Source organism: Henriciella barbarensis (assembly GCF_003576345.1).
Lineage (GTDB): Bacteria > Pseudomonadota > Alphaproteobacteria > Caulobacterales > Hyphomonadaceae > Henriciella > Henriciella barbarensis.
In genome coordinates this window covers 994570-1015493 of the sequence record NZ_QWGB01000005.1, presented here as the reverse complement: position 1 = coordinate 1015493, position 20924 = coordinate 994570, and the positions used below count along the sequence as shown (strand labels likewise).

The 20924-nt window shown below is 60.5% G+C and carries 20 protein-coding genes; 7 read left to right on the top strand and 13 right to left on the bottom strand.

What is annotated here, in order from left to right; translation table 11 throughout:
- Window positions 1–14 precede the first annotated feature (14 nt).
- The 3 genes from ftsE to D1224_RS07940 are packed head-to-tail and all read left to right on the top strand — an operon-like array spanning window position 15 to window position 2346.
- Window positions 15–728, top strand: a complete 714-nt coding sequence (ftsE, locus tag D1224_RS07950; RefSeq protein WP_119379351.1) for a cell division ATP-binding protein FtsE — start codon at window positions 15–17, stop codon at window positions 726–728.
- Entirely contained in the window at window positions 725–1597 is an 873-nt protein-coding gene (locus D1224_RS07945; RefSeq protein WP_119379350.1) for a cell division protein FtsX, read from the top strand. The genes ftsE and D1224_RS07945 overlap by 4 nt, the downstream gene beginning before the upstream one ends.
- 5 nt (window positions 1598–1602) lie before the next feature.
- On the top strand, window positions 1603–2346 hold the full coding sequence (locus D1224_RS07940; RefSeq protein WP_233350498.1) for a lysophospholipid acyltransferase family protein: 744 nt from the start codon (window positions 1603–1605) through the stop codon (window positions 2344–2346).
- A 71-nt stretch (window positions 2347–2417) separates the two neighbouring features.
- Here D1224_RS07940 and D1224_RS07935 read toward each other — a convergent pair whose 3' ends face one another.
- The gene (locus tag D1224_RS07935) at window positions 2418–3023 is read right to left on the bottom strand and encodes an HD domain-containing protein (protein ID WP_119379348.1); all 606 of its coding nucleotides are present in this window, start codon (window positions 3021–3023) and stop codon (window positions 2418–2420) included.
- 148 nt (window positions 3024–3171) lie between these two features.
- On the opposite strand from D1224_RS07935, the gene D1224_RS07930 reads away from it, so the two are divergent.
- Both D1224_RS07930 and D1224_RS07925 read left to right on the top strand, forming a co-directional pair.
- The gene (locus tag D1224_RS07930) at window positions 3172–3822 is read left to right on the top strand and encodes a DNA-3-methyladenine glycosylase family protein (RefSeq protein ID WP_119379347.1); all 651 of its coding nucleotides are present in this window, start codon (window positions 3172–3174) and stop codon (window positions 3820–3822) included.
- Window positions 3823–3993: 171 nt separating this feature from the next.
- Window positions 3994–4557: an HNH endonuclease gene (locus D1224_RS07925; RefSeq protein WP_119379346.1), complete on the top strand. Its 564-nt coding sequence runs from the start codon at window positions 3994–3996 to the stop codon at window positions 4555–4557.
- A 74-nt stretch (window positions 4558–4631) separates the two neighbouring features.
- On the opposite strand, the gene D1224_RS07920 is transcribed toward D1224_RS07925, so the two are convergent.
- The 3 genes from D1224_RS07920 to D1224_RS07910 form a co-directional block, all read right to left on the bottom strand.
- Window positions 4632–5369, bottom strand: coding sequence for a hypothetical protein (locus D1224_RS07920; RefSeq protein ID WP_119379345.1), 738 nt, complete (start codon window positions 5367–5369; stop codon window positions 4632–4634).
- A gap of 73 nt (window positions 5370–5442) precedes the next feature.
- Window positions 5443–5811, bottom strand: coding sequence for a DUF6768 family protein (locus D1224_RS07915; protein ID WP_119379344.1), 369 nt, complete (start codon window positions 5809–5811; stop codon window positions 5443–5445).
- Window positions 5811–6446 carry an RNA polymerase sigma factor gene (locus D1224_RS07910; protein ID WP_182482214.1) on the bottom strand — a complete coding sequence of 212 codons (636 nt, stop codon included), beginning with the start codon at window positions 6444–6446 and terminating at the stop codon, window positions 5811–5813. Before D1224_RS07910 ends, D1224_RS07915 begins: the two co-directional genes overlap by 1 nt.
- On the opposite strand from D1224_RS07910, the gene pyk reads away from it, so the two are divergent.
- On the top strand, window positions 6445–7842 hold the full coding sequence (gene pyk / locus D1224_RS07905; RefSeq protein ID WP_119379343.1) for a pyruvate kinase: 1398 nt from the start codon (window positions 6445–6447) through the stop codon (window positions 7840–7842). The genes D1224_RS07910 and pyk overlap by 2 nt on opposite strands.
- 109 nt (window positions 7843–7951) lie before the next feature.
- Here pyk and odhB read toward each other — a convergent pair whose 3' ends face one another.
- The 9 genes from odhB to D1224_RS07860 all read right to left on the bottom strand — a co-directional run bounded on the left by odhB (window position 7952) and on the right by D1224_RS07860 (window position 19976).
- Window positions 7952–9547: a 2-oxoglutarate dehydrogenase complex dihydrolipoyllysine-residue succinyltransferase gene (gene odhB, locus D1224_RS07900; protein ID WP_119379342.1), complete on the bottom strand. Its 1596-nt coding sequence runs from the start codon at window positions 9545–9547 to the stop codon at window positions 7952–7954.
- A gap of 30 nt (window positions 9548–9577) precedes the next feature.
- Window positions 9578–12586 carry a 2-oxoglutarate dehydrogenase E1 component gene (locus D1224_RS07895; protein WP_119379341.1) on the bottom strand — a complete coding sequence of 1003 codons (3009 nt, stop codon included), beginning with the start codon at window positions 12584–12586 and terminating at the stop codon, window positions 9578–9580.
- Window positions 12587–12678: 92 nt separating this feature from the next.
- Window positions 12679–13581 (bottom strand): succinate--CoA ligase subunit alpha, encoded by a 903-nt coding sequence (sucD, locus tag D1224_RS07890; protein ID WP_119379340.1) that lies wholly within the window; start codon window positions 13579–13581, stop codon window positions 12679–12681.
- Window positions 13582–13641: 60 nt separating this feature from the next.
- A complete protein-coding gene (gene sucC, locus D1224_RS07885) occupies window positions 13642–14835 on the bottom strand; it encodes an ADP-forming succinate--CoA ligase subunit beta (protein WP_119379339.1) in 1194 nt (397 codons plus the stop codon).
- A gap of 138 nt (window positions 14836–14973) precedes the next feature.
- Window positions 14974–16212: an MFS transporter gene (locus D1224_RS07880; RefSeq protein WP_119379338.1), complete on the bottom strand. Its 1239-nt coding sequence runs from the start codon at window positions 16210–16212 to the stop codon at window positions 14974–14976.
- Between the two features lie 55 nt (window positions 16213–16267).
- Window positions 16268–17455, bottom strand: a complete 1188-nt coding sequence (locus D1224_RS07875) for an alkaline phosphatase D family protein (protein ID WP_119379337.1) — start codon at window positions 17453–17455, stop codon at window positions 16268–16270.
- Between the two features lie 85 nt (window positions 17456–17540).
- Window positions 17541–18896 (bottom strand): cation:proton antiporter, encoded by a 1356-nt coding sequence (locus D1224_RS07870; protein ID WP_147372349.1) that lies wholly within the window; start codon window positions 18894–18896, stop codon window positions 17541–17543.
- A 72-nt stretch (window positions 18897–18968) separates the two neighbouring features.
- Window positions 18969–19517 (bottom strand): DUF2306 domain-containing protein, encoded by a 549-nt coding sequence (locus D1224_RS07865; protein WP_233350449.1) that lies wholly within the window; start codon window positions 19515–19517, stop codon window positions 18969–18971.
- Window positions 19518–19559: 42 nt separating this feature from the next.
- A complete protein-coding gene (locus D1224_RS07860; protein ID WP_119379335.1) occupies window positions 19560–19976 on the bottom strand; it encodes a DUF2141 domain-containing protein in 417 nt (138 codons plus the stop codon).
- 178 nt (window positions 19977–20154) lie between these two features.
- On the opposite strand from D1224_RS07860, the gene D1224_RS07855 reads away from it, so the two are divergent.
- A complete protein-coding gene (locus tag D1224_RS07855) occupies window positions 20155–20922 on the top strand; it encodes a LytTR family DNA-binding domain-containing protein (RefSeq protein WP_119379334.1) in 768 nt (255 codons plus the stop codon).
- The last annotated feature ends 2 nt before the right edge of the window (window positions 20923–20924 follow it).

Genomic DNA, 20924 nt, shown 5'->3' with positions numbered 1-20924 from the left:
ACGAAAGGAAGCTGATGACCCAGGCGGGCGCGCCTCTTGCCACTGAACCGGCCGTTGAGCTGAATGGCGTCAGCCTTCGCTACGACACGGCTGACGATATCCTGACCGACATCGATATTCGCCTGAAACCCGGCACGTTCAACTTCCTGACCGGACCATCGGGCGCCGGCAAATCATCCCTTCTGAAGCTTCTCTACCTCGCCCATGCGCCGACATCTGGCGAAGTGCGCCTGTTCGGCCAGCGCACTGCCGACATGTCCCGCAACCAGCTCTCGGCGCTTCGCCGCCGCATCGGTGTCGTCTTTCAGGACTTCCGCCTGCTCGACCACCTCACCGCTTTCGAGAATGTCGCCCTGCCGCTGCGGGTCAGCGGTGAAAAGCCTGAAGATTACCGCGACGAAGTCGTTGATCTTGTACGCTGGGTCGGCCTCGGCGAGCGTATTCACGCCTTCCCTCCGGCCCTTTCGGGCGGCGAACAGCAGCGCCTCGCCATTGCCCGCGCGCTCATCAACAAGCCCGATATCCTCATAGCTGATGAGCCGACAGGTAATGTCGATCCGGACATGGCGCGCCGGATCTTCCGTCTCTTCATAGAGCTGAACCGCCGTCTCAACACAACGGTCATCATCGCCACGCACGACATGCATATCATACGCGAGTTCAAAGCGCCGGTGCTGAAGCTTCAGGACGGGTTGCTTTTCGCAGACACCGCTTACGAGCAGGCATGAATATCAAGATGAACCCCCTCCTGCCTGAAAGCGATGCGCGCGAGGCTGCGCTGTTCTTCGTGGTGGCGGCACTCTGCTTTCTGGCCGTGCTCGCCACCCTCGTTGCGCGCGGCACCTATACCGCTGCAGAAGCCTGGACCGCGCAGGTCGAAGGCGAAATGACGGTTCTCGTCAGCGACACGGACAGGCGCGGCGCCGAAACGGCCGCAGAGCTCATAGAGGCGCTACCCGGCGTGGAACGGGCCCATGTGCTGACTGATGACGAACTCGATGAGCTGCTCTCACCCAGCTTTGGCCCCGGCGGCATACCGGATGGCATTCCGCTACCGCTTCTGATCGCAGTCGATGCCGAAGGCGACACGACTGCGCTCGCCGCCGAGATCGACGCAACTCTTGCCGAGGCGGGCGTTAACGGCCGCGCCGATACGCATTCGGCCTACGCCGCTGAAGTGCGCAAAGCCCTCGGCACACTGCGCATCGCCGCCATTGGCACCGTGCTGCTTCTCACCATGACCGCCATTTCCGTCATCGCCTTCGCGACCCATGCGGCCCTTCTCGCGCGCAAGGATATTGTCGATGTTCTGCATCTCGCGGGGGCTGAAGACCGCTTTATCGCACGTTTGTTTGAGCGCCGGTTCTGGCTCCTCGGTCTCAAGGCTGGCGCGGCGGGGTCGGTGGCCGCGCTCGCCGTCACCGCTATCATCGTCTTCTCGGCGCAAAGCTCCAGCGCGCCGAGTGAGCTTCTACCAAAGCTGTCCCTCGACCAGTGGGACCTCATCATTCTGGCCGTCTCTCCTATCGCAGGCGCGCTCGCGGCCCGTATCGCTGCGCGGGTCACTGTTGGCCGCTCGCTGAGGAGTTCACTTTGAACGCTGTGCGCTCATTCCTGTTCGTCATCTGGCTCTATGGCGGCATGGCCGTTATCGGCATCACCTGCCTGCCGACGCTGCTCCTGCCGCGCAAATTCGCCGTGGCCGCCATTCGGCTCTACGCCCAATATGTACGCGTGGGCCTTCGCCTTCTTTGCGGCATCAAGGTCGAGCTGCGCGGACGCGAACACATCCCGCAGGGCCCCGTCCTCATCGCTGGCAAGCACCAGGCCATGCTGGACGTGTTCATCCCGTTCCTACTGTTCTCGGATCCGGCCATCATCCTGAAGCGCGAATTGCTCTGGTATCCTGCGCTCGGCTGGTATGCCCTCAAGACAAGGATGATCCCCATCGACCGAGGCGGCACATCGAAGACGCTGAAAAAGATGCTGCGCGAGGCGAAAGCCCGCACCGAACAGGGCCGCCAGGTCCTCATCTATCCGGAAGGCACCCGCCAGCCCGCTGGGGCAGCCCCGGCCTACAAGTCCGCAGGCGTCACCGCGCTCTACAACCAGCTTGAGGTGCCAGTCGTCCCGCTCGCGACGAATTCCGGTCTGTGCTGGAAGCCGCGCGGCATGGTCCGCAAGCCCGGCCTTGTTGTCTACGAAGCCCTGCCCCCAATCCCGGCTGGCCTCAATCGCAAGGAGATATTCGCCAGACTGCAGAGCGAACTGGAAGCGGTCTCAGACGCCCTGCTGGACGAAGGCCTCGCCACGCAGGGCCGCACGCGCGCTGATCTCAACACGTAAAAGCAAAACGGCCGCATGGTGAGCGAAGTCGAATCACACGGCCGTTGATAGCAGAAACAAAGGCGCAGCTCCTACGCCGACGCCTCTTCAGTCTTGCGCAGATAGATCGAATTCTTCGGCTTGGAGAAGACGCGCTCCACCATCGGCTCAAAGAACTCCAGCGGCTCGCTCTGATACTCGGGGTCAAACGCCTTCTGATCGTACTTGTGGCAGAACTCCGCGCAGCGCTGGAAGTGTGGATTGTCCTTGAACTGGTCGCGCATGTTCCTGTCGAGACCGAGATGCTCAAAGAAGTAATAGCCTTGGAAGACGCCGTGATTGGCCACCATCCAGAGATTTTCCTCTGATACGAAAGGCTTGAGGATCGCAGCCGCCACATCCGGGTGGTTCATGCTGCCCAGCGTGTCACCGATATCGTGCAGCAGCGCGCAGACGACATATTCCTCATCCCGCCCGTCGCGGTGGGCACGGGTCGCCGTCTGCAGCGAATGCTCCAGCCGGTCGACAGGAAAGCCGCCAAAGTCACCATCGAGAAGGCGAAGATGGTCGAGTACGCGCTTGGCGAGGCCCTTATTGAAGATACGCGAATGCTCGGAGATGATTTCCCAATCCTCCTTCGTGCCTTCCATCATCTCGCGAAACTGGGCCTGTCCGCCCGCGCCGTGTCCGTCTGCCATGCTGTCTCCTCCGTTTTCTTTTCACTTCGCAGGATACGCGTATGATTGGAGGCGGTCAAAGATTTCCAGAGGGCCGGGCCGACCGCCGCTCGCCGGGCATAATTTGATGCGATAGGCTAACAGTCAGTCCTGAGCTGCGGAGTGCCCCATGTCGAAACCGTCGAAAGAGACACTCCAGCAGGCCTGTGAAGAACTCATGGTCCGGGACCCTGCCTTCGCCGCTGCCTTCGCGGTCACCGGTCTGCCCGACTGGCGCTACAGCCCGCCCGGCTATCACACCATCGCCCGCATGATCGCCTTCCAGCAGATCACGACCAAGGCCGCTGCCACGATCTGGGGCCGCGTCGAAGCAGAACTTGGGGAGGTCACGCCCGACTCGGTCCTTGACGCCAGCGAGGACACGCTGAGAGGTTGCGGTCTGTCACGGCCCAAGGTCGGCCATCTCAAATCCATCGCGACTGCCGTAGATACGGGCGCGCTGGACCTCACACGCGTCTACCATGCAGAGATCGAGGCTGCCCGCGCCGAGCTTCTCGCCGTCAAAGGCATCGGCCCTTGGACGGCCGATCTTTTCCTTCTCTATTGTGGCCGCCTCGACGCCTTTCCCATTGCCGATGTCGGCCTCATGGAGGCCTATAGACAGCTCAGTGGCCATGAAGAGCGCTACGCGCCGAAAGCGTTTACGGAGCTCGCCGAGGCCTGGCGTCCGTGGCGCGGCGTCGCCGCCCATCTCTTGTGGGGTTGGATCAATGCAGAGCGCGCAAAAGCGTATTCGGCAAGCGGCGGACTGGATGCCTGATATAGACTTAATCGGGCTGATCCGCGACCGATTGCGCATACACGCTAGCCAAACCCGGATTCTGTCATAAACTCGTATTCGGGAATCATTAATGATCCCTACAAAACCGATGGAGGCGCGTGTTCACTGACATTTTCGTCAGCCGCACAGAGGGACAGGGAGGAGGCTGCAATGCCTGAGGTCCTGACTAACCCGCCAAATGGGCGGCCCGCTCTCGTTTTGAACGCCGATTTCAGGCCCCTTTCCTATTATCCGCTATCGCTCTGGCCCTGGCAGGATGTCGTCAAAGCTGTCTTTCTCGACCGCGTTGATATCATCGCCGAATATGACACCGTCGTGCGCAGTCCAAGTTTCGAGATGCGCCTTCCTTCCGTCATCGCACTTCGTGAATTCGTCCGGCAGGACCGTTCACCCGCATTTACCCGCTTCAACGTCTTCCTGCGCGATGGCTTCCAGTGCGCCTATTGCGGCACACCCGAAGAGCTGACCTTCGATCACGTCGTGCCACGCTCTCGCGGTGGGCGTACCAGCTGGACGAACATCGTCGCAGCCTGCTCGCCCTGTAATCTCAAGAAAGGCGGACGGATGCCAGTGGACGCAGGTATGATCCCGCATCGAAAGCCGGTCCGCCCGACCAATTACCAGCTTCAGGAAATCGGCCGCCGCTTCCCGCCTAACCATCTTCACGAAACCTGGATGGACTATCTTTACTGGGACGTCGAACTTGAGGCCTAGCCCTTGCGGGCAACACCCATAAAAAAGCCCCGCAGCTTTTACACTGCGGGGCCGATTTCATGTCAGGAACGGCACTAGTACTTGGTGCTGTCCTTCTCGAGCTTGTCGATATCCTGCGCAGCGTCTTCGCCGGCTTTTTCAATCTGCTCTTCTTCATATTCGGTCAGGCCGTCGACATCGACGTCAGGATTGGCAACCTGATTGATGTCGCCATACCGCGCAGCAGCGTCTGCTTCATCCTGGGCTTCGGGGCCGCCGACACCAATCTCGGCATCAGTGGTTGCGGCCATCTGGGCTGACTTTTCCGAGTTCAGCTCGGCAAGTTCACTATCGTCCAGATCGCTTGAAACATCTGCGGCGACCTTGGTATCACCATAGGTCTCGGTCGAACCGTACTGATCATTCATCTGCAGCTTTGCGGCCGCTTCGTCATTGTACTCAGTCTCGGTTTCGACATCGAGGTTCACATCGGCATCGGGCGTTTCAACCTCGACATCGGTATCGGATTCGAGGTCGGAATCGGCGAGCGCGTCTTCTTCGCTCTCATAGTACTCGCCGCCCATGCCGTCGCCATCCTTGAACGTATCGTTCTCAAGCTCGGCATCGCCGTCCCAGCTTGGCGTGGTGGCCGTCGGGGTTTCAGTTTCGAGCGTCGTGTCAGATGCGACGTCGCCCTCGATCTGTACGTCCGGAATGTCGGTCGTAATCTCAGCCTCGGTCTGGGTCTCGATGTCCGTATCGGCAGCCTGTGCAATGGCAGGCGCGGTCATCAGTGCGATTGCGGCAGTAGCAGTCAGAAATGTGCGTTTCATAGTGTGTCCTTTCAGCATTCTGCTTGTGACCCGGTAAAAACGGCTGCCGCGCCTGCCTGTTCCGCAGGCTTCCTTAATTCGCGTTCAGACTCTCGAGGCGCAGCTCGATGATCTTCATCTCCCGCAGCAGGGTGAGGTGGTTCATGCGCAGCCAGAACCAGATCTTCACGAACCCCGTCGCCATGAAGCCCGCAAGGCCGATGCCTGCCCAGCCAATCGCCTCAACCGGGGTCTCGCTATTGAACACGGCGAAGACCGACCAGATCGAAAGTCCGAAGAAGACGAGCGACAATATCACTGCAAACACTGTCCAGAGCTTCATTGTCCCCGCAAAGGCGGCGCCCATCTGCTGGAACAGTCCCGGCTCTGCATCCAGCGACGCCAGGAAAGCCCTGTCATCCTCATTCATCCCCTGGCGAATTTTCTCATCAATGCCTGTCATTACGCGTCTCCTTCCAAAGCCGCCTTCATCTGGCGGCGTGCGTGAAAAATTCTCGATTTGGCCGTGCCGACCGGCACACCCGTAATCTCTGCGACCTCGCGGAGGGTCATCTCCTCACCAAAAAACAGGACAGCCGCGGCGCGGTGGTCGTGGCTGAGACCGTCAATCGCCTGACGGATCGCCAACCTGTCCTCTACGGCACCCTTTGTTTCACCGCCGCTATCAGGCCTCAGGTCTGCATGACGGGCGCGGTCAGTCTGGTTGCCGCGGATGCGATCGGCGCACTTGCGATGCAGAATGGTGAAAGCCCAGGCGGGAAATTTCGCCGGATCGTGCAGTGTGAACCATCCCCGGCAAATCGCCGTCCAGGCATTCTGCACCGCCTCCACCGCTTCATCCTCATCGCGCAGAAGCCGCCGCGCGGTGCGTAATAGTCTCGGCTGCCAGCGCGCCGCGAGCCGTTCGCCTGCCCTGCGGTCCCCCGAGCGTGCCGAAACGAGCAGCAGCTCGTCGAATATGCGTCCAGTGTCCCGGGTCATCTGTGCCTTTGTCTGGCTTGTTCTGAAGGGATAGTCGCGCCAGATTGGCAAAAGGTTCAATTGCGGCCTCGCCGTGCCAGCAGAAAAGCGCTCCATGACCTCACCCCGCCTGCGCGGCCGCAACGCCAAGATACTCGCTACTATCGGTCCGAAGAGCGCGAGCCCTGACGCCATCCGTCTTCTCGCCGAAGCAGGCGCGGACATCTTCCGCCTCAATTTCAGTCATGGCGACCACGAAACCCATGCCGCCGTCTTCAAGGCCGTTCGCGCAGCAGAGAAGGCGATGGGCCGCCCCCTCGCCATCCTCGCAGACCTTCAGGGCCCCAAGATCCGCGTCGGCACGTTCAAAGGCGGCGAGATCAAGCTCGCCTATGGAAAGGCCTATGCACTCATTGCGGATGAGAGCACGAGCGATCCGGACACCATTCCTGTCCCCCATCCGGAAATCCTTGCTGAACTGGAAGAAGGTGACGAAATCCTCTGCGATGACGGCAAGGTCCGCCTCACAGTCAGCGAAGTGGGTGAGCACCCTCTGGTTACGCCCGCCTTCCACGCCACGCTTTCTGACCGCAAGGGGTTCACCATTCGCGGCAAGACGCTGCCACTCAAATCCATGACCGACAAGGACCGCGAAGATCTCGCTTTCGCGCTGGACCTCGGGGTCGATCTGGTGGCGTTGAGCTTTGTTCAGTCTGTCGATGACGTGAAAGAAGCAAAGGCCGCCATCGGCGCGCGCGCACCGCTCATTTCCAAGATCGAGAAACCCGGCGCCGTTAAGGATCTCGACGCGATTATCCGCGCGTCAGATGGGGTGATGATTGCGCGCGGCGATCTTGGCGTCGAATTCCCGCTCGAACAGGTCCCGATCATCCAGCGGCGCATCGTCCGCGAGGCGCGCGAGGTTGGCCGCCCGGTCATCGTCGCGACGCAAATGCTGGAATCGATGATCGAGAATGCTGCTCCGACGCGCGCGGAGACCGGCGATGTCGCTACCGCCATCTATCAGGGCGTCGATGCCGTCATGCTGTCTGCCGAAACCGCAATCGGCCACCACCCGCCCACAGCCGTCGCGATCATGGACCGGATCATCAAGGCGACCGAGGAAGCGCCTGACTATCGCGACTCCCTTCGGCAATTCATGGGCGACCGCGAGGATGAGCGCGTGATCGACATTGTTGCCCGCGCCGCCCAGTCGCTCGCCTTCGCAGTCAACGCAAGGGCGCTCGCGCTACGCACAGGTTCTGCCCGCCGCCTTGCCCAGTTTGCCAAGCATCGCGGGCGCTATTTCATCCTCTATGGATCCGCCGACAATACGCGCCTGCGCCGCGCCCAGCTGCTCTGGGGTGTTCACCCGATCCATGTCGACATGATCGAGGAAAGCGACTGGCCCCGCACCCTGATGGACGCCGCGAACCTCGAAGGCGCCGTTGCCTATGCCGCCTGGAAAGGCGGCGGCGACGACACCGCCTGGGAGATGGGTATCAGGAAGTAAGCCGTCTGCTTCTGCTCATCGGGAGTGACGCCTCCATCATAGCCTCAAAGAAAAAACGCCCGGCCATGCCTGACCGGGCGTTCTCTAAATTCTTCCTGCAAACAGACGCTTAGACGTCGAGCAGCAGACGCTCTGGATCTTCCAGCGCTTCTTTCACGCGAACGAGGAAGGTCACCGCTTCCTTGCCGTCGACGATGCGGTGGTCATAGGAGAGCGCCAGATACATCATCGGGCGGATCTCGACCTTGCCATTGATAGCGACCGGGCGTTGTTCGATCCGGTGCATGCCAAGCACGCCAGACTGCGGCGGGTTGAGGATCGGCGTCGACATGAGCGAGCCATAGACACCGCCATTGGTGACGGTGAATGTGCCGCCCTGCATGTCGCCGATGGTCAGGTCGCCGTCGCGCGCCTTGCGGGCGAGATTGCCAAGCTCACGCTCGATCCCGGCAATAGACAGCTCATCGCAGTCACGGATGACAGGGACAACCAGGCCTTTATCGGTGCCGACCGCCATGCCGATATCATAGTAATTCTTGTAGATGATGTCGGTGCCGTCGATCTCTGCATTGACCGCGGGGATTTCCTGAAGCGCCGACACGATAGCCTTGGTGAAGAAGCCCATAAAGCCGAGCTTCACGCCATGCTTGTCTGCAAAGCTCTCTTTGTACTTCGAGCGCAGCGCCATCACGGCGGACATGTCGACATCGTTGAATGTCGTCAGCATTGCAGCCGTGTCCTGCGCCTCTTTCAGGCGGCGGGCGATCGTCTGGCGAAGACGGGTCATCTTGACCCGCTCCTCGCGTGGACCGATCTCACGCTGGGACGGTGCTGCCTGCGGCTTGCTCTCGGTCTTGGGTGCCTGGGCAGCCTTGTTCACGAAGTCTACGGCATCAGCCTTCGTGGCGCGGCCGTCGCGGCCCGTGCCCGGAATGTCCTGCGGATTGACGCCGCCTTCGGCTGCCACACGGCGCACCGATGGGGAGACCGGGCGATCTTCCTGCCCAGACGCAGACTGACCGGTTTCCGCCGGCGTCTGGCTGGTCGCTGCGCCTTCGGTCACACGGGCTTCCTTTGCGACCGTGCCGCCCGATGAGGCCGCAGCACTACCGCCTGCACCACCCGAAATACGCGCAATAACCGAGCCCGGCGTAACCGTGTCACCCGGAGAAACAAGCAGCTCTGCAATCGTGCCGTCAGCCGTTGCCGGCACTTCCAGCGCGACCTTGTCAGTCTCGATTTCAGCAATGGTCTCATCCTTGGAGACCTTGTCGCCAACCTTTTTCAGAAACTCGCCCAGCGTGCCTTCGGTGACGCTTTCGCCCATTGGCGGAACGGTCACATCGGTCAGGTCGTCGCCACCGGAAGACGCGCTTGCCTCTTCCTTCGGAGCTTCCTCTTCCGGCTGTTCAGCGCTCTCGGATTTGGCTTCCGCAGGCGCGCTTTCTTCCGAGGCAGGCGCTTCGCCGCTGCCGCTTCCGAGGCGGCCAAGAATGGCGCCGATCTCGACCGTATCGCCTTCATTGGCGACGATTTCGCTCAGCGTGCCATCTGCCGTTGCGGCAACTTCAACTGAAACCTTGTCGGTTTCGAGCTCGACCAGAACCTCATCCTTGGAGACCTTGTCGCCCGCTTTCTTGAGCCATTGGCCAACAGTGGCCTCCGTCACGCTCTCGCCGAGCTGAGGGACTACGATATCAGTCATATGCTTCCGTTTCCGTTAGGTTCGTTCAGGTCAGGCGGAAACGATGCTGTCTTCGACCGGCTGGTCACCCAGCGCGGCTGCGATGAGAGCATCCTTTTCCTTGTTATGTTGTGAAAGTAGGCCGGTTGCCGTCGCTGCCGATGGGGGGCGGCCCGCATATTTCGGACGGGGGTTGCGCACGCCCGCCTGATTGCTGGTCCACTCGATCTCGTCGCGCATGAAGGTCCAGCCGCCCATATTCCGCGGCTCTTCCTGGCACCACACCATTTCGGCGTCCGGAAAGCGCTTCAGCTCAGCGATCAGCGACTTGCGCGGCACTGGATAGAACTGCTCGACCCGCAACAGGTAGACGTCATCCGTACCCGATTTCTCGCGGGCCTCGAACAGGTCGTAATAGACCTTGCCCGAACACATGACGACGCGGCGGATCTTGCTGTCTTCGGCCAGTTTCACCTTGCCTTCACGGCCCGGCGTCTCCGCATCATCCCAAAGGATGCGGTGGAAGGATGACTTCGTGTTGAAGTCATCCATGGACGAGGTTGCCAGCTTGTGACGCAGAAGCGACTTTGGCGTCATGATGATCAGCGGCTTGCGGAAGTCGCGGTGGATCTGGCGGCGCAGCGCATGGAAATAGTTCGCGGGCGTCGTCAGGTTCACGACCTGCATATTATCTTCGGCGCACATCTGCAGGAAGCGCTCAAGGCGGGCAGAGCTGTGCTCCGGACCCTGGCCCTCATAGCCATGTGGCAGAAGGCAGACGAGACCACTCATCCGCAGCCATTTGCGCTCTGCCGAGGAAATGAACTGGTCGAAGAAGACCTGCGCGCCATTGGAGAAGTCGCCAAACTGCGCTTCCCAGAGGGTCAGGCAGTTCGGGTCGGCCAGCGAATAGCCATACTCATAGCCAAGCACCGCTTCTTCAGACAGAAGCGAGTCGATCACTTCGTAATGGGCCTGTCCCTCGGCGATGTTATTGAGCGGCGTAAAGCGCGCGCCCGTCGCCTGATCGACGAAATGGCTGTGACGTTGCGAGAACGTCCCGCGGCCAGAGTCCTGACCTGAAAGACGTACCGGGAAGCCTTCTTCAAGCAGGGTCGCGAAAGCAAGGTGCTCGGCCGTGGCCCAGTCAATGCCCTGACCGGTCTCGATCGCTTCACGGCGGCCATCGATGACCCGGCGCAGTGTCTTGTGAACGTCGACATTGTCCGGGACCGTCGTAAGCGTCTCGCCGATCTCTTTCAGTTTCTTGACCGCAACCCCGGTCTTGCCGCGGCGCTCGTCATCCTCCGGCAGGCCAAGGCCTTTCCACTCACCATCCAGCCAGTCGGCCTTGGTGGCTTCGAAGGTCTTGCCATCGTCAAAGGCCTTGTCGAGGAAATCCTCGAACGCCTTGATCTGCGACTTCACCTCATCCTCGGAAACGAGGCCTTCCTTGACCAGGCGCGACGCATAGATCTCGCGGGTCGATTCGTGACCCTTGATCTTGGTGTACATGACCGGCTGGGTGAACATCGGTTCGTCACCCTCATTGTGGCCAAAGCGGCGATAGCAGAACATGTCGATGACAACGTCCTTGCCGAATTTCTGCCGGTACTCGGTCGCAACTTTCGCGCAATAGGTGACCGCTTCAGGGTCATCGCCGTTCACATGGAAGATCGGCGCCTGCACCATCAGAGCGACGTCTGAGGGATATGGCGAGGAGCGTGAATACATTGGGCTGGTCGTGAAGCCGATCTGGTTGTTCACGATGAAGTGGATCGTGCCGCCTGTGCGATAACCGGCAAGGCCCGACAGCGCGAAACACTCGGACACAACGCCCTGGCCTGCGAAGGCCGCATCGCCGTGCAGCAAAAGCGGCAGCTTGTGCGAGCGGTCCAGCGTGCCGGTTTCGTCAGCTTCCATCGCCTGCTTGGCACGGGTCCGACCCAGAACCACCGGATTTACCGCCTCGAGGTGGGACGGGTTGGCGTTCATTGTCAGGTGAACTTCATTGCCATCGAAGGCACGGTCCGAAGACGCGCCAAGGTGGTATTTCACGTCGCCTGAGCCAAAGCCCTCTGCGCCCTGCGTCGAGCCACCCTGAAACTCGTGGAAGATCTTCTCATACGGCTTGCCCATCACGGCAGCCAGCATGTTGAGGCGGCCGCGGTGGGGCATGCCGACAACGATCTCGTTTACGCCGAGGGCGCCGCCGCGCTTGATGATCTGCTCAAGCGCCGGAACAGCCGCTTCACCGCCATCAAGGCCGAAGCGCTTGGTGCCGGGATAGCGACGGTGAAGGAAACGTTCGAAGGTTTCAGCTTCGATGAGCTTGGTCAGGATCGCCTTCTTGCCCTCAGGGGTAAAAGCGACGCCCTTGTCCGGGCCCTCGATGCGCTCCTGAAGCCACGACTTCTCCTCAGGATTGGAAATGTGCTGGAACTCGATGCCGATGGTCGAACAATAGGTTCGCTTCAGGATGTCGACCATTTCCGGAATGGTCGCGTAATCAAGGCCGAGATAGCCGTCGATATAGATCCGGCGATCCATGTCCGCGTCGGTGAAGCCGTAATTGGCTGGCTCGAGCTCTGGATGCTCGACATCATTCTCGATGGCCAGCGGGTCGAGGTTCGCCGCCAGATGACCGCGTACCCGGTAGGCACGGATCATCATCAGCGCGCGGATCGAATCCTTCACCGCATCGGCGACATCCTCAGCCGTCGCGGCCGGCTTGTCGGACTTTATCTTCTCCTTGAGCTTGGGCTCAAGCAGGGTCCAGTTGCCGTCAAAGGCTGCGACCTGGTCGGCATCCGCCGGTTTGGGCCAGCGATCACGCTTCCAGCTCGCGCCATCCGCATTGCGCGTAGACGCTTCTTCGCCGTCGCCGAGCGCAGCAAAGAAATCGCGCCAGCTTTCTGGCACGGAGCTGGGGTTGCGCGCATACGCAGCCTGCATCTTTTCGATCCAGACTGCGCTGCCGCCATACAAGAACGCGGTTTCCAGCATCGCGCTGTTCTGTGCGCTCCGCTTACCCGAAATCGGGGAACCGTCATCAGCCATGGTATGTACCGTCCTGTTGCTTCACTGGACGGCCCGGCGGGGTCGTTTTATTGGCCTCGTCTGGCCGCCATTCGGACACTTAGTATCCGGGGCTATCCTTTCAAAACCTCTACCATGGTATCGCCGAGACGCGCAGGGCTCGGAGACACCTTGATACCAGCCGATTCCATGGCTTCGATCTTGGAAGGTGCATCGCCCTTGCCGCCTGAAACGATTGCGCCGGCATGGCCCATCGTGCGGCCCGGAGGCGCCGTGCGGCCAGCGATGAAACCAACCATTGGCTTCTTGCGGCCCTTCTTGGCTTCGTCCTTGAGGAATTGAGCAGCTTCTTCTTCGGCAGATCCACCGATTTCGCCGATCATGATGATCTGCTTGGTTTCGTCATCGGCGAGGAACAGCTCCAGCACGTCGATGAAGTTGGTGCCGTTGACCGGGTCGCCGCCGATGCCGACAGCTGTCGTCTGGCCAAGACCGGCATTCGAGGTCTGGAACACAGCTTCATAGGTCAGCGTGCCTGAACGCGACACCACGCCGACAGAGCCCTTCTTGAAAATCTTGCCCGGCATGATGCCGATCTTGCACTGCTCGGGGGTCAGGACGCCCGGGCAGTTCGGGCCGATGAGGCGCGACTTGGAATTGGCGAGCTTCGCCTTCACGCGCACCATGTCCATGACCGGCACACCCTCGGTGATACAGGTGATGAGTTCGATACCTGCGTCGATGGCTTCTTCAATCGCGGCAGCTGCACCAGCTGGCGGCACATAGATCACGGATGCGTTGGCGCCGGTGGCTTCCCTGGCTTCGCCTGCGGTGGCGTAGATCGGCAGCTCGGTGCCATTGTCGGCGGTCCATTTCTGGCCAGCCTTCTTCGGGTGCGTGCCGGCAACCATCTTGGTGCCGTAATATTCGAGCGCCTGATTGGTGTGGAACGAACCGGTATTGCCGGTCAGGCCCTGCACGATGACTTTGGTATTGGAGTCGATGAGAATGGACATGGATAAGGTCCCTGAAATCTTTGGGTCGCGCCCTCAGGCGCGCGAAAAAACGTTTAAGCTCTAGCCTTTGATCGCTTCGGTGATCTTCTTGGCCGCGTCGTCGAGATCGTCGGCAGGGATCACGTTGAGACCCGAATTCTTGATGATGGCCTTGCCTTCATCGACATTCGTGCCTTCGAGGCGGACGACCAGCGGCACACCCAGATTGGTTTCCTTGACCGCAGCGATCACGCCTTCAGCGATGACGTCACACTTCATGATGCCGCCGAAGATGTTCACCAGGATGCCCTTCACGTTCGGGTCCTTCATGATGATCTTGAACGCAGCTGCCACCTTCTCCTTGTTGGCGCCGCCGCCAACGTCACAGAAGTTTGCCGGCTCTTCACCGTACAGCTTGATGATGTCCATCGTCGCCATGGCGAGGCCTGCGCCGTTCACCATGCAGCCAATCGTACCCTCGAGCGCGATATAGGCGAGGTCCCACTCGGACGCCTCGATTTCCTTCTCGTCCTCTTCGGTCTTGTCACGAAGCTCGACAATGTCAGGGTGACGGAACAGGGCGTTGCCATCGAAAGACACCTTGGCGTCGAGAACGCGCAGGTGGCCGTCTTCCATGACGATCAGCGGATTGATCTCCAGCATCGCCATGTCCTTCTCCGTGAACGCCTTGTAGAGCGTCGGGAAGAGCTTCATGCCGTCTGCGCGTGCGTCGCCTTCAAGCTTCAGCGCGTCGCAGAGCGTCTCGCTGTCCTTGTCGGTGACACCAGCGATCGGGTCGATCGGCAGGGTGAGGATCTTCTCCGGGGTGGAGTGCGCGACTTCCTCGATGTCCATGCCGCCTTCGGTCGATGCGACGAAAGCCGGCTTGCCGGTTGCGCGGTCGATCAGGACAGAGAGGTAAAGCTCACGCGAGATGTCTGCGCCGTCTTCGATGTAGAGGCGGTTGACCTGCTTGCCGTCCTTGTTGGTCTGCGCCGTGACAAGGTGGTTGCCGAACATGGCCTTGGCGTGGCTGATCGCTTCTTCCTTGGAAAAGGCGAGACGAACGCCGCCTTTTTCACCAGCAGCAGACTCCACGAATTTGCCTTTGCCGCGACCACCTGCGTGGATCTGGCTTTTGACGACCCAGAGCGGCCCCGGCAGCTGGTCGACTGCCTTCTCCACTTCGTCGATCGACAGCACGGGCGCACCGTTTGCAACGGGCGCACCATAGGACTTCAGTACGGCCTTGGCCTGGTATTCGTGAATGTTCATTGGGGAAATAAGCCTCTTTGATATCGTCGGCGGGAGGGGGAATGCGATGCACGCATTACCGCTCAGAAACTCGTGGCCTTATAACACTGAGATTTTGCGGCGCAACCGGATAGGTCCAGATCACGAACCAAGCCAGCCTTACTCCGTGCGAGGGTCGATTTCGCCCGTAGATGCTGTGCTTGGGAGGGTAATCTTCCACGGCTCCTGCGCTTCCTTGGGCACATCCTGCCGCTTTGTCCGCCTGTACATCATGGCCACTGCCAGAATTGCCGAACTGATCGCCGCAAGAAGAAACAGTCCGCCTTCGGTAAACGGCATACGAAACGCATAGCCAGAGAGCGGCGGCCCAATGACGGACCCCGCCGCCCAGACAAAAAGAAGCCCCGACATGACGCGCGAAATCTGCGCCGTATCCGACCGGTCAATCGCATGCGCGACACCGATGCCATAGAAAGACAGCGAGCCTGCGCCCCAAACGGCCAGCGTAATCAGGGTCCAGTTCTCTGCCATGCGCGGAAAGAGGCCAAGCACCAGCGCGGCAACAGCCGACACCGCCCCCATCACCGCAATGACCACGCGCCGATCGACATGATCGGAAATTCGGCCCGCCGGCCACTGGCTGATCAGCCCGCCCGTCCAGACCGCGGCCGCCGCAATGGCCGCCGCGCCCGTCGATCCGCCGCCAATGCCCGGCAGGGCCACACCGGCATAAAGCGGCAGGAGCGCCAGCGTCCCGCTATTGATGAGGCCCGCAAGGAACACGGCAATAACTGCCGATGGCGCGATGTCGAACAGGCGCCTGAACGGCAATGGCTCAACACTTGGCGCAGGCGGCTCACCGCGCCGGGTCAGGCAGACCGGCAGCAGCGACAGGCAGAGGAACATGGCGCACCAGAGGTATGGGCGGAAATCCACGGGCGCGAGCCCGGCGACAAAGAATGGCCCCGCCATCAGGGCGAATTTCGCGATCAGGTGGTAGAAGCCACTGACGCTGCCCCGGTTCCTGACCGACACGGTCGCGCCGAGCCACGCCTCGATACTCGAAAACATCCAGGCAAACGCCGCGCCCTGCACAATGCGAACGAAGGTCCAGCTCCACGGGTCGAGCGCCAGCTGCATGACCAGAACGCTTGCGCCGCAAGTGGCCGCGGCGGCCGAGAAAACGCGAATGTTGCCAAACAGGATGACCGCATTGCTGGCGGTATAGGCCCCAACCATGAAGCCGATCGCATAGACCGCCGCAATTGCACCGATCAGGCCAGGGCTGACGCCAAGCGTTTCAAGGCCGAGCGGCGTGACCACACCAAGGATACCGCCTCCGAGCTGAAGGAAGGCAGCGGCAGCAATCAGCGCCCATACATTGCGGTAGTCGCTCATGGCAGACCGGGCTCCTTTACGGCCCTTCTTGGTGTGGCTTGGCGTTTAGCCGGGCTTATTCCACGCCGAGGTCTTCAAAGGCAATGTCGTTCTGGCGCACGGTCTGTCCTTCACCGTCCTTGAGCAGGAAGCTCAGGCTCCGGCCTTCCCAGTCGATCTCGACAACGCCGTAATTCTCGGGTGGAAAGCCAGCGCCGACCTGGCGCTCATCCATCTCGTCAGTCTCGGTCGCAAAGGACACGTTCAGCGATGACGCTGTCAGTTCATTGGCCTCATAGGGCAGAACACCCGCTTCTTCATAAATGAAGCCCGTATGCCGGTCGCCGGTCAGGAAAACCACGCCGCCGGCCTCTGTGCTCTTCACCATGTCGAACAGGCGCTGGCGCTCATCGGGCATCTTGTCCCATGATTCCCAACCATGCGCTGTTGGCAGCACCTGGATGGATGAGACGATGAAGCGAAGGTCTGCCTCGTCCTGCAGACGGTTCTGGAGCCAGGTCCATTGCGCACTGCCCAGCATGTCCTGATAGCTGCCCTGCGCCGCCGGCATATAGCGCTCCTTGCCGGGCGCGCCGTACTCGTCGGTCGGGGTCAGGTCAGACCGGAAGAAACGCGTATCCAGCATGATGACCTGAACGCGCTGGCCGTCCGGCCCGAAAGTGCGCGCATAGTAAGTGCCCGGCCACTGGCCGACATCCTCGTCGCCGAGGCCCCAGAATGTCTCGTGGATCTTCTCGGCATAGTCACGGAACGGAAAATTCTTGCCGCCATCATTGGCGCCGTAATCATGGTCATCCCACGCGACCATCATCGGGAATTTGGCGCGCACCGCCCGGAATTCCGCGCGGTCTGCAAGGTCCGCAAAGCTCTCGCGCAGCTCATCGAGCTCGGGCTGATTGTTGGAGTAGTCGCGGCCATCGCGGTCGCCATAGACATTGTCGCCTATCATCAGGAACAGGTCGGCCTCTTCCTCGGCCAGCCGCGCCAGGGTCGGGCTTTCCTGCTCTTCATCATTGCAGGACGCCAGCAGCACCCGCGTCAGCGGCTCGTTAAGCGGCAATGACACGCCTTGCGGCGCCTGCGGCAGGGTCGCCGGATCGATCGTTGCATAATAGCGGTTCAGTGCCTCAACAGCGCTTTCTGGTTCACCCTCAAACAGGTCTGACAGGGCAGGCGGCGCGGTCTGTGTCGCGCAGGATACAAGCCCGAAGGCTCCGATGACAGCCAGAGAGCTGAGACGCATGAGGAAAAACCCTTTCACTATACCAGGACGCCCCGCAGTTATGCCGGGCGTCGCGTGATAGATAAAGGGCTGAGACGCCGCGTTATCAGGCTCTATCGCCAAGCCACTTCATGGCGATCGACGATGTTATGCCATGCACCATGATCGATATGAGAACGACAAAGGCTGTCAGCGCCCAGAGTGTTTCGGCGTTGGCGAAATCTGTTTCGCCCAAGGCAAACGATAAGTAAAAGAACGACCCGATGCCTTTGATGCCGAAAAAGCTGATGACGCACTTCTCCCGCCTCGAACGCTCTGTCCAGCTCAGCGCCAGGTAGGCAATGACTGGCCTCACTACGAGTACGATCAGCAAACCTGCCGCAATGAGCGGCCAGGTCAGTGGCTCCAGGATTCCATCCATGACCGCACCGCCAAGCAGTAGCAGCAGTATCGCCATCAATGCCCGCTCTAGCTGCGTGGTGAATTCATGCATTTTCCTATGATGTTCGTGTTCACGCTCAAAGTCGCGAATGGTCAGGGCACAGACGAAGACGGCGATAAACCCGTAGCCGTGCGCCAGCTCAGTGATACCATAGATGGCAAGCGTTGCAGCGACCGCGGTCAATCCTTCGCGGATATGATCCAGACCGAGTTTTTGCGACAGATGCAGGAAGACGTACGCGATCGCACGCCCGCCTACATAACCAATGATCAGACCCGCGATTATTCGGTAGAGGACGTCGTATAGCAGCCAGTCGGCAAGGACCGCCTGTCCGCCGCCTGCTGCACCCGCCAAGGCAATCGCCAGCCATGTAAAAGGAAATGACAATCCGTCATTCATCCCGGCTTCGGCTGTCAGGGCAAATCTCACACGGTCGTCATCGCCACTATTGGGTGGCCCCACCTGGACGTCGGAGGCGAGAACAGGGTCTGTCGGGGCCAGCACCGCGCCCAGCAGAACGGCCGAGGCCAGACTGAGGCCAAGCCACCAGTACCCCATAGCGGCAAGACCCGCGATGCTCAGCATCATGGCGACCGACACCAGCATTAACGGGCTGGCCCAGCGTTTCAGCCCAAATCGTTGATCAATGCTCAGACCCGTGGTCATCAGGGCGATAATCACCATCAATTCCGTGAGGTGGATGGCATAGGTTTCCTTGGTGAACGGGGACACCCAGGGCAATTCCGGGAAGACGGCAAACACCGCCATGCCCAGCAGGACATAGATAATGGCGTAAGAAACACCAATTTTCCGGGCAAAGTGGTAGACCCAGGCACTCGAGAGACCAACGAAGCCAATAATCGCTATGCTTAGAAAATACTGGTCCAAAATAGTCTTTCTGAATACGGCGCACCAGCCTGACATCTTCCTCCACCAGATAAGATTGATGCAGGCGTAGTCGGGCCTCTGCGAAAAGCTGGGCAGGCCGGTAAGAACGACGTTGCGCGGGATTTCGTTCAATCAAGCCCGCCGAAAACGATGCAGGACCCCGCGCTGTCGCAGGGTCCTGAACAGGGAGAAGACGTATCGCGTTCAGATCGCGAAGAAGACGTGCCACATCATCCGGCCCGGAAGCAGCGTGAACAGGCCAGCCACCACCATGCCGCCAACAAACATGTTGGTCATCTCCTGACGGTGCTTCTTCACATTCCGGCGGCGGATCGCCGCGATCCCCACTGGAAGGCCAATCAACGTCCAGGCCGACAATGCATGGATCGGGCTAAAGAAGTTCTGGAAGAGGGTCATGATGAAGAAGGAAGAGCCTGCCGTGACCGCCATGGAAATCACCCAGGCCCAGCCAAAAGCCCGGTGCAGGGTAAATCCCTTCGGCGCCATCATGAGATAGATGCCGATGGCCAGCGTGGTCAGCGCCGCCGCCACATGAAGCTGAATGGCGATGCCCGACTCGATCAGCGGCTGCGGGTCAAAGCGAAAGCGGGGCAGGCGACCCACATCCATAAGGGTCAGCGCGCTGATGGCACCGTAGACCGGCAAGGCAATACCAACTGTCCAGGCCGTGCGCGAAAGTTTCGGCAGGCGGGGAAGGCGGCGGGTCTGGGAGGATACGTCTGTAAGGCTCATTGTCTCGTGTCCTGATTTCGATAGTGGCGGAAGGCGCGCGGACTAGCGCAGTGCCAGCGTGTGCCTGGTGGTCTCGCCATCGAGGGTGAATTTCGCGGCGCTCCAGCTCGGCGGGCCAAAGCGGATCGGCGCATCATTCGAGAAACCGTAGGGCTCGGTTGGAATGCCGAAGTTTCCGCGCTTCAGCTCACCATCGGAATCGACATCGTGGTAAAGCTTGATCGCAACTTCGCCTTCAGGCAGCCCGTCCAGCGTCACGGTCACAGCACCTGTGGCCGCATCGGCCTGGGCTTCGGCGATAGAGGCATCTGACCTCCAACCCGTCTCACTATCGAAAACGCCGATCAGGATCTCTCCGGAGGCGGTCTCAACGCCGTTAATCGTCAACTCGACGCTGGCGCCCCAGGCGGTCGGGGCTGCAAGGGCAATAAGGCTGGCAAGGGCTGCAATCTTCTTCATGGTCTCGGGTCTCCGTCTGTATTGAAGTGTGTCTGTCTGCGGGCCTCGATGTGCCCGGCCTCCAGAACATGCAGATGCCGCCGCACCGCCTCGACCAAGTTTGCGTCAGGGGTCTGGAATCCTTCGCGAAATGCAGCCAATGTCATTCACGAAGCGCGAATGAAGAGGGGCCTGCAGCTTGCGTATCGCGATCGACTGGAAGAAACGCGGACGCGAGGCGCTGCTATTGGCAGGCATCTCGCTCTTCCTTGCGTTCGTGCGCCCCTATGGCAGCAACAGCAACGCGCCCTTCCTGCTCAATTTCGGCATCTGGCTCCTGCTCATCATGACAGGATCACTCGTCGGAGAGCTGACGGTGAACGCCTATTATCGCCTCCGGCCCAATGGTCCGGCCTGGCTGATGATCATCATCACTTCGCTTGTCACCGCTGCGGGCGTCACCTTCGCCATCTACGCCCTCGCTTTCTTAACGGGGGGCTATATCCGCGTCGGCACCGGGCCGATCCACGTCATCTATTTCTACGTGCTGGTGATCGCGACGGCGATGACGCTTGTAGGCTATACGGTCAGCCGCGCCTTTGATCTGGCCGGGCCGGACTTCGTCCATGCCGCCGACGAGGGCAGCGCCGTCCAGACCTTCCTCCAGCGCCTTCCCGTAAAATACCACACCGCAGACCTCTGGGCCGTTACCTCAGAAGACCATTACTGCCGCGTCTTCACCTCGCTCGGCAGCGACCTCATCCTGATCCGGCTTTCCGATGTTGAGAGGGAGCTCGCCGATGCGGACGGACTGCGCGTCCATCGCTCCTGGTGGGTCGCCCGCAAGGGCGTCGCCCGTGCCGAACGCACCGATGGCAAGCTGAAACTGATCCTGCACTCCGGCGAGGAAGTCCCCGTCTCCCGCTCCTACCAGGCCGCCGTTAAGGACGCCGGCTTCGCGAGCTGAAG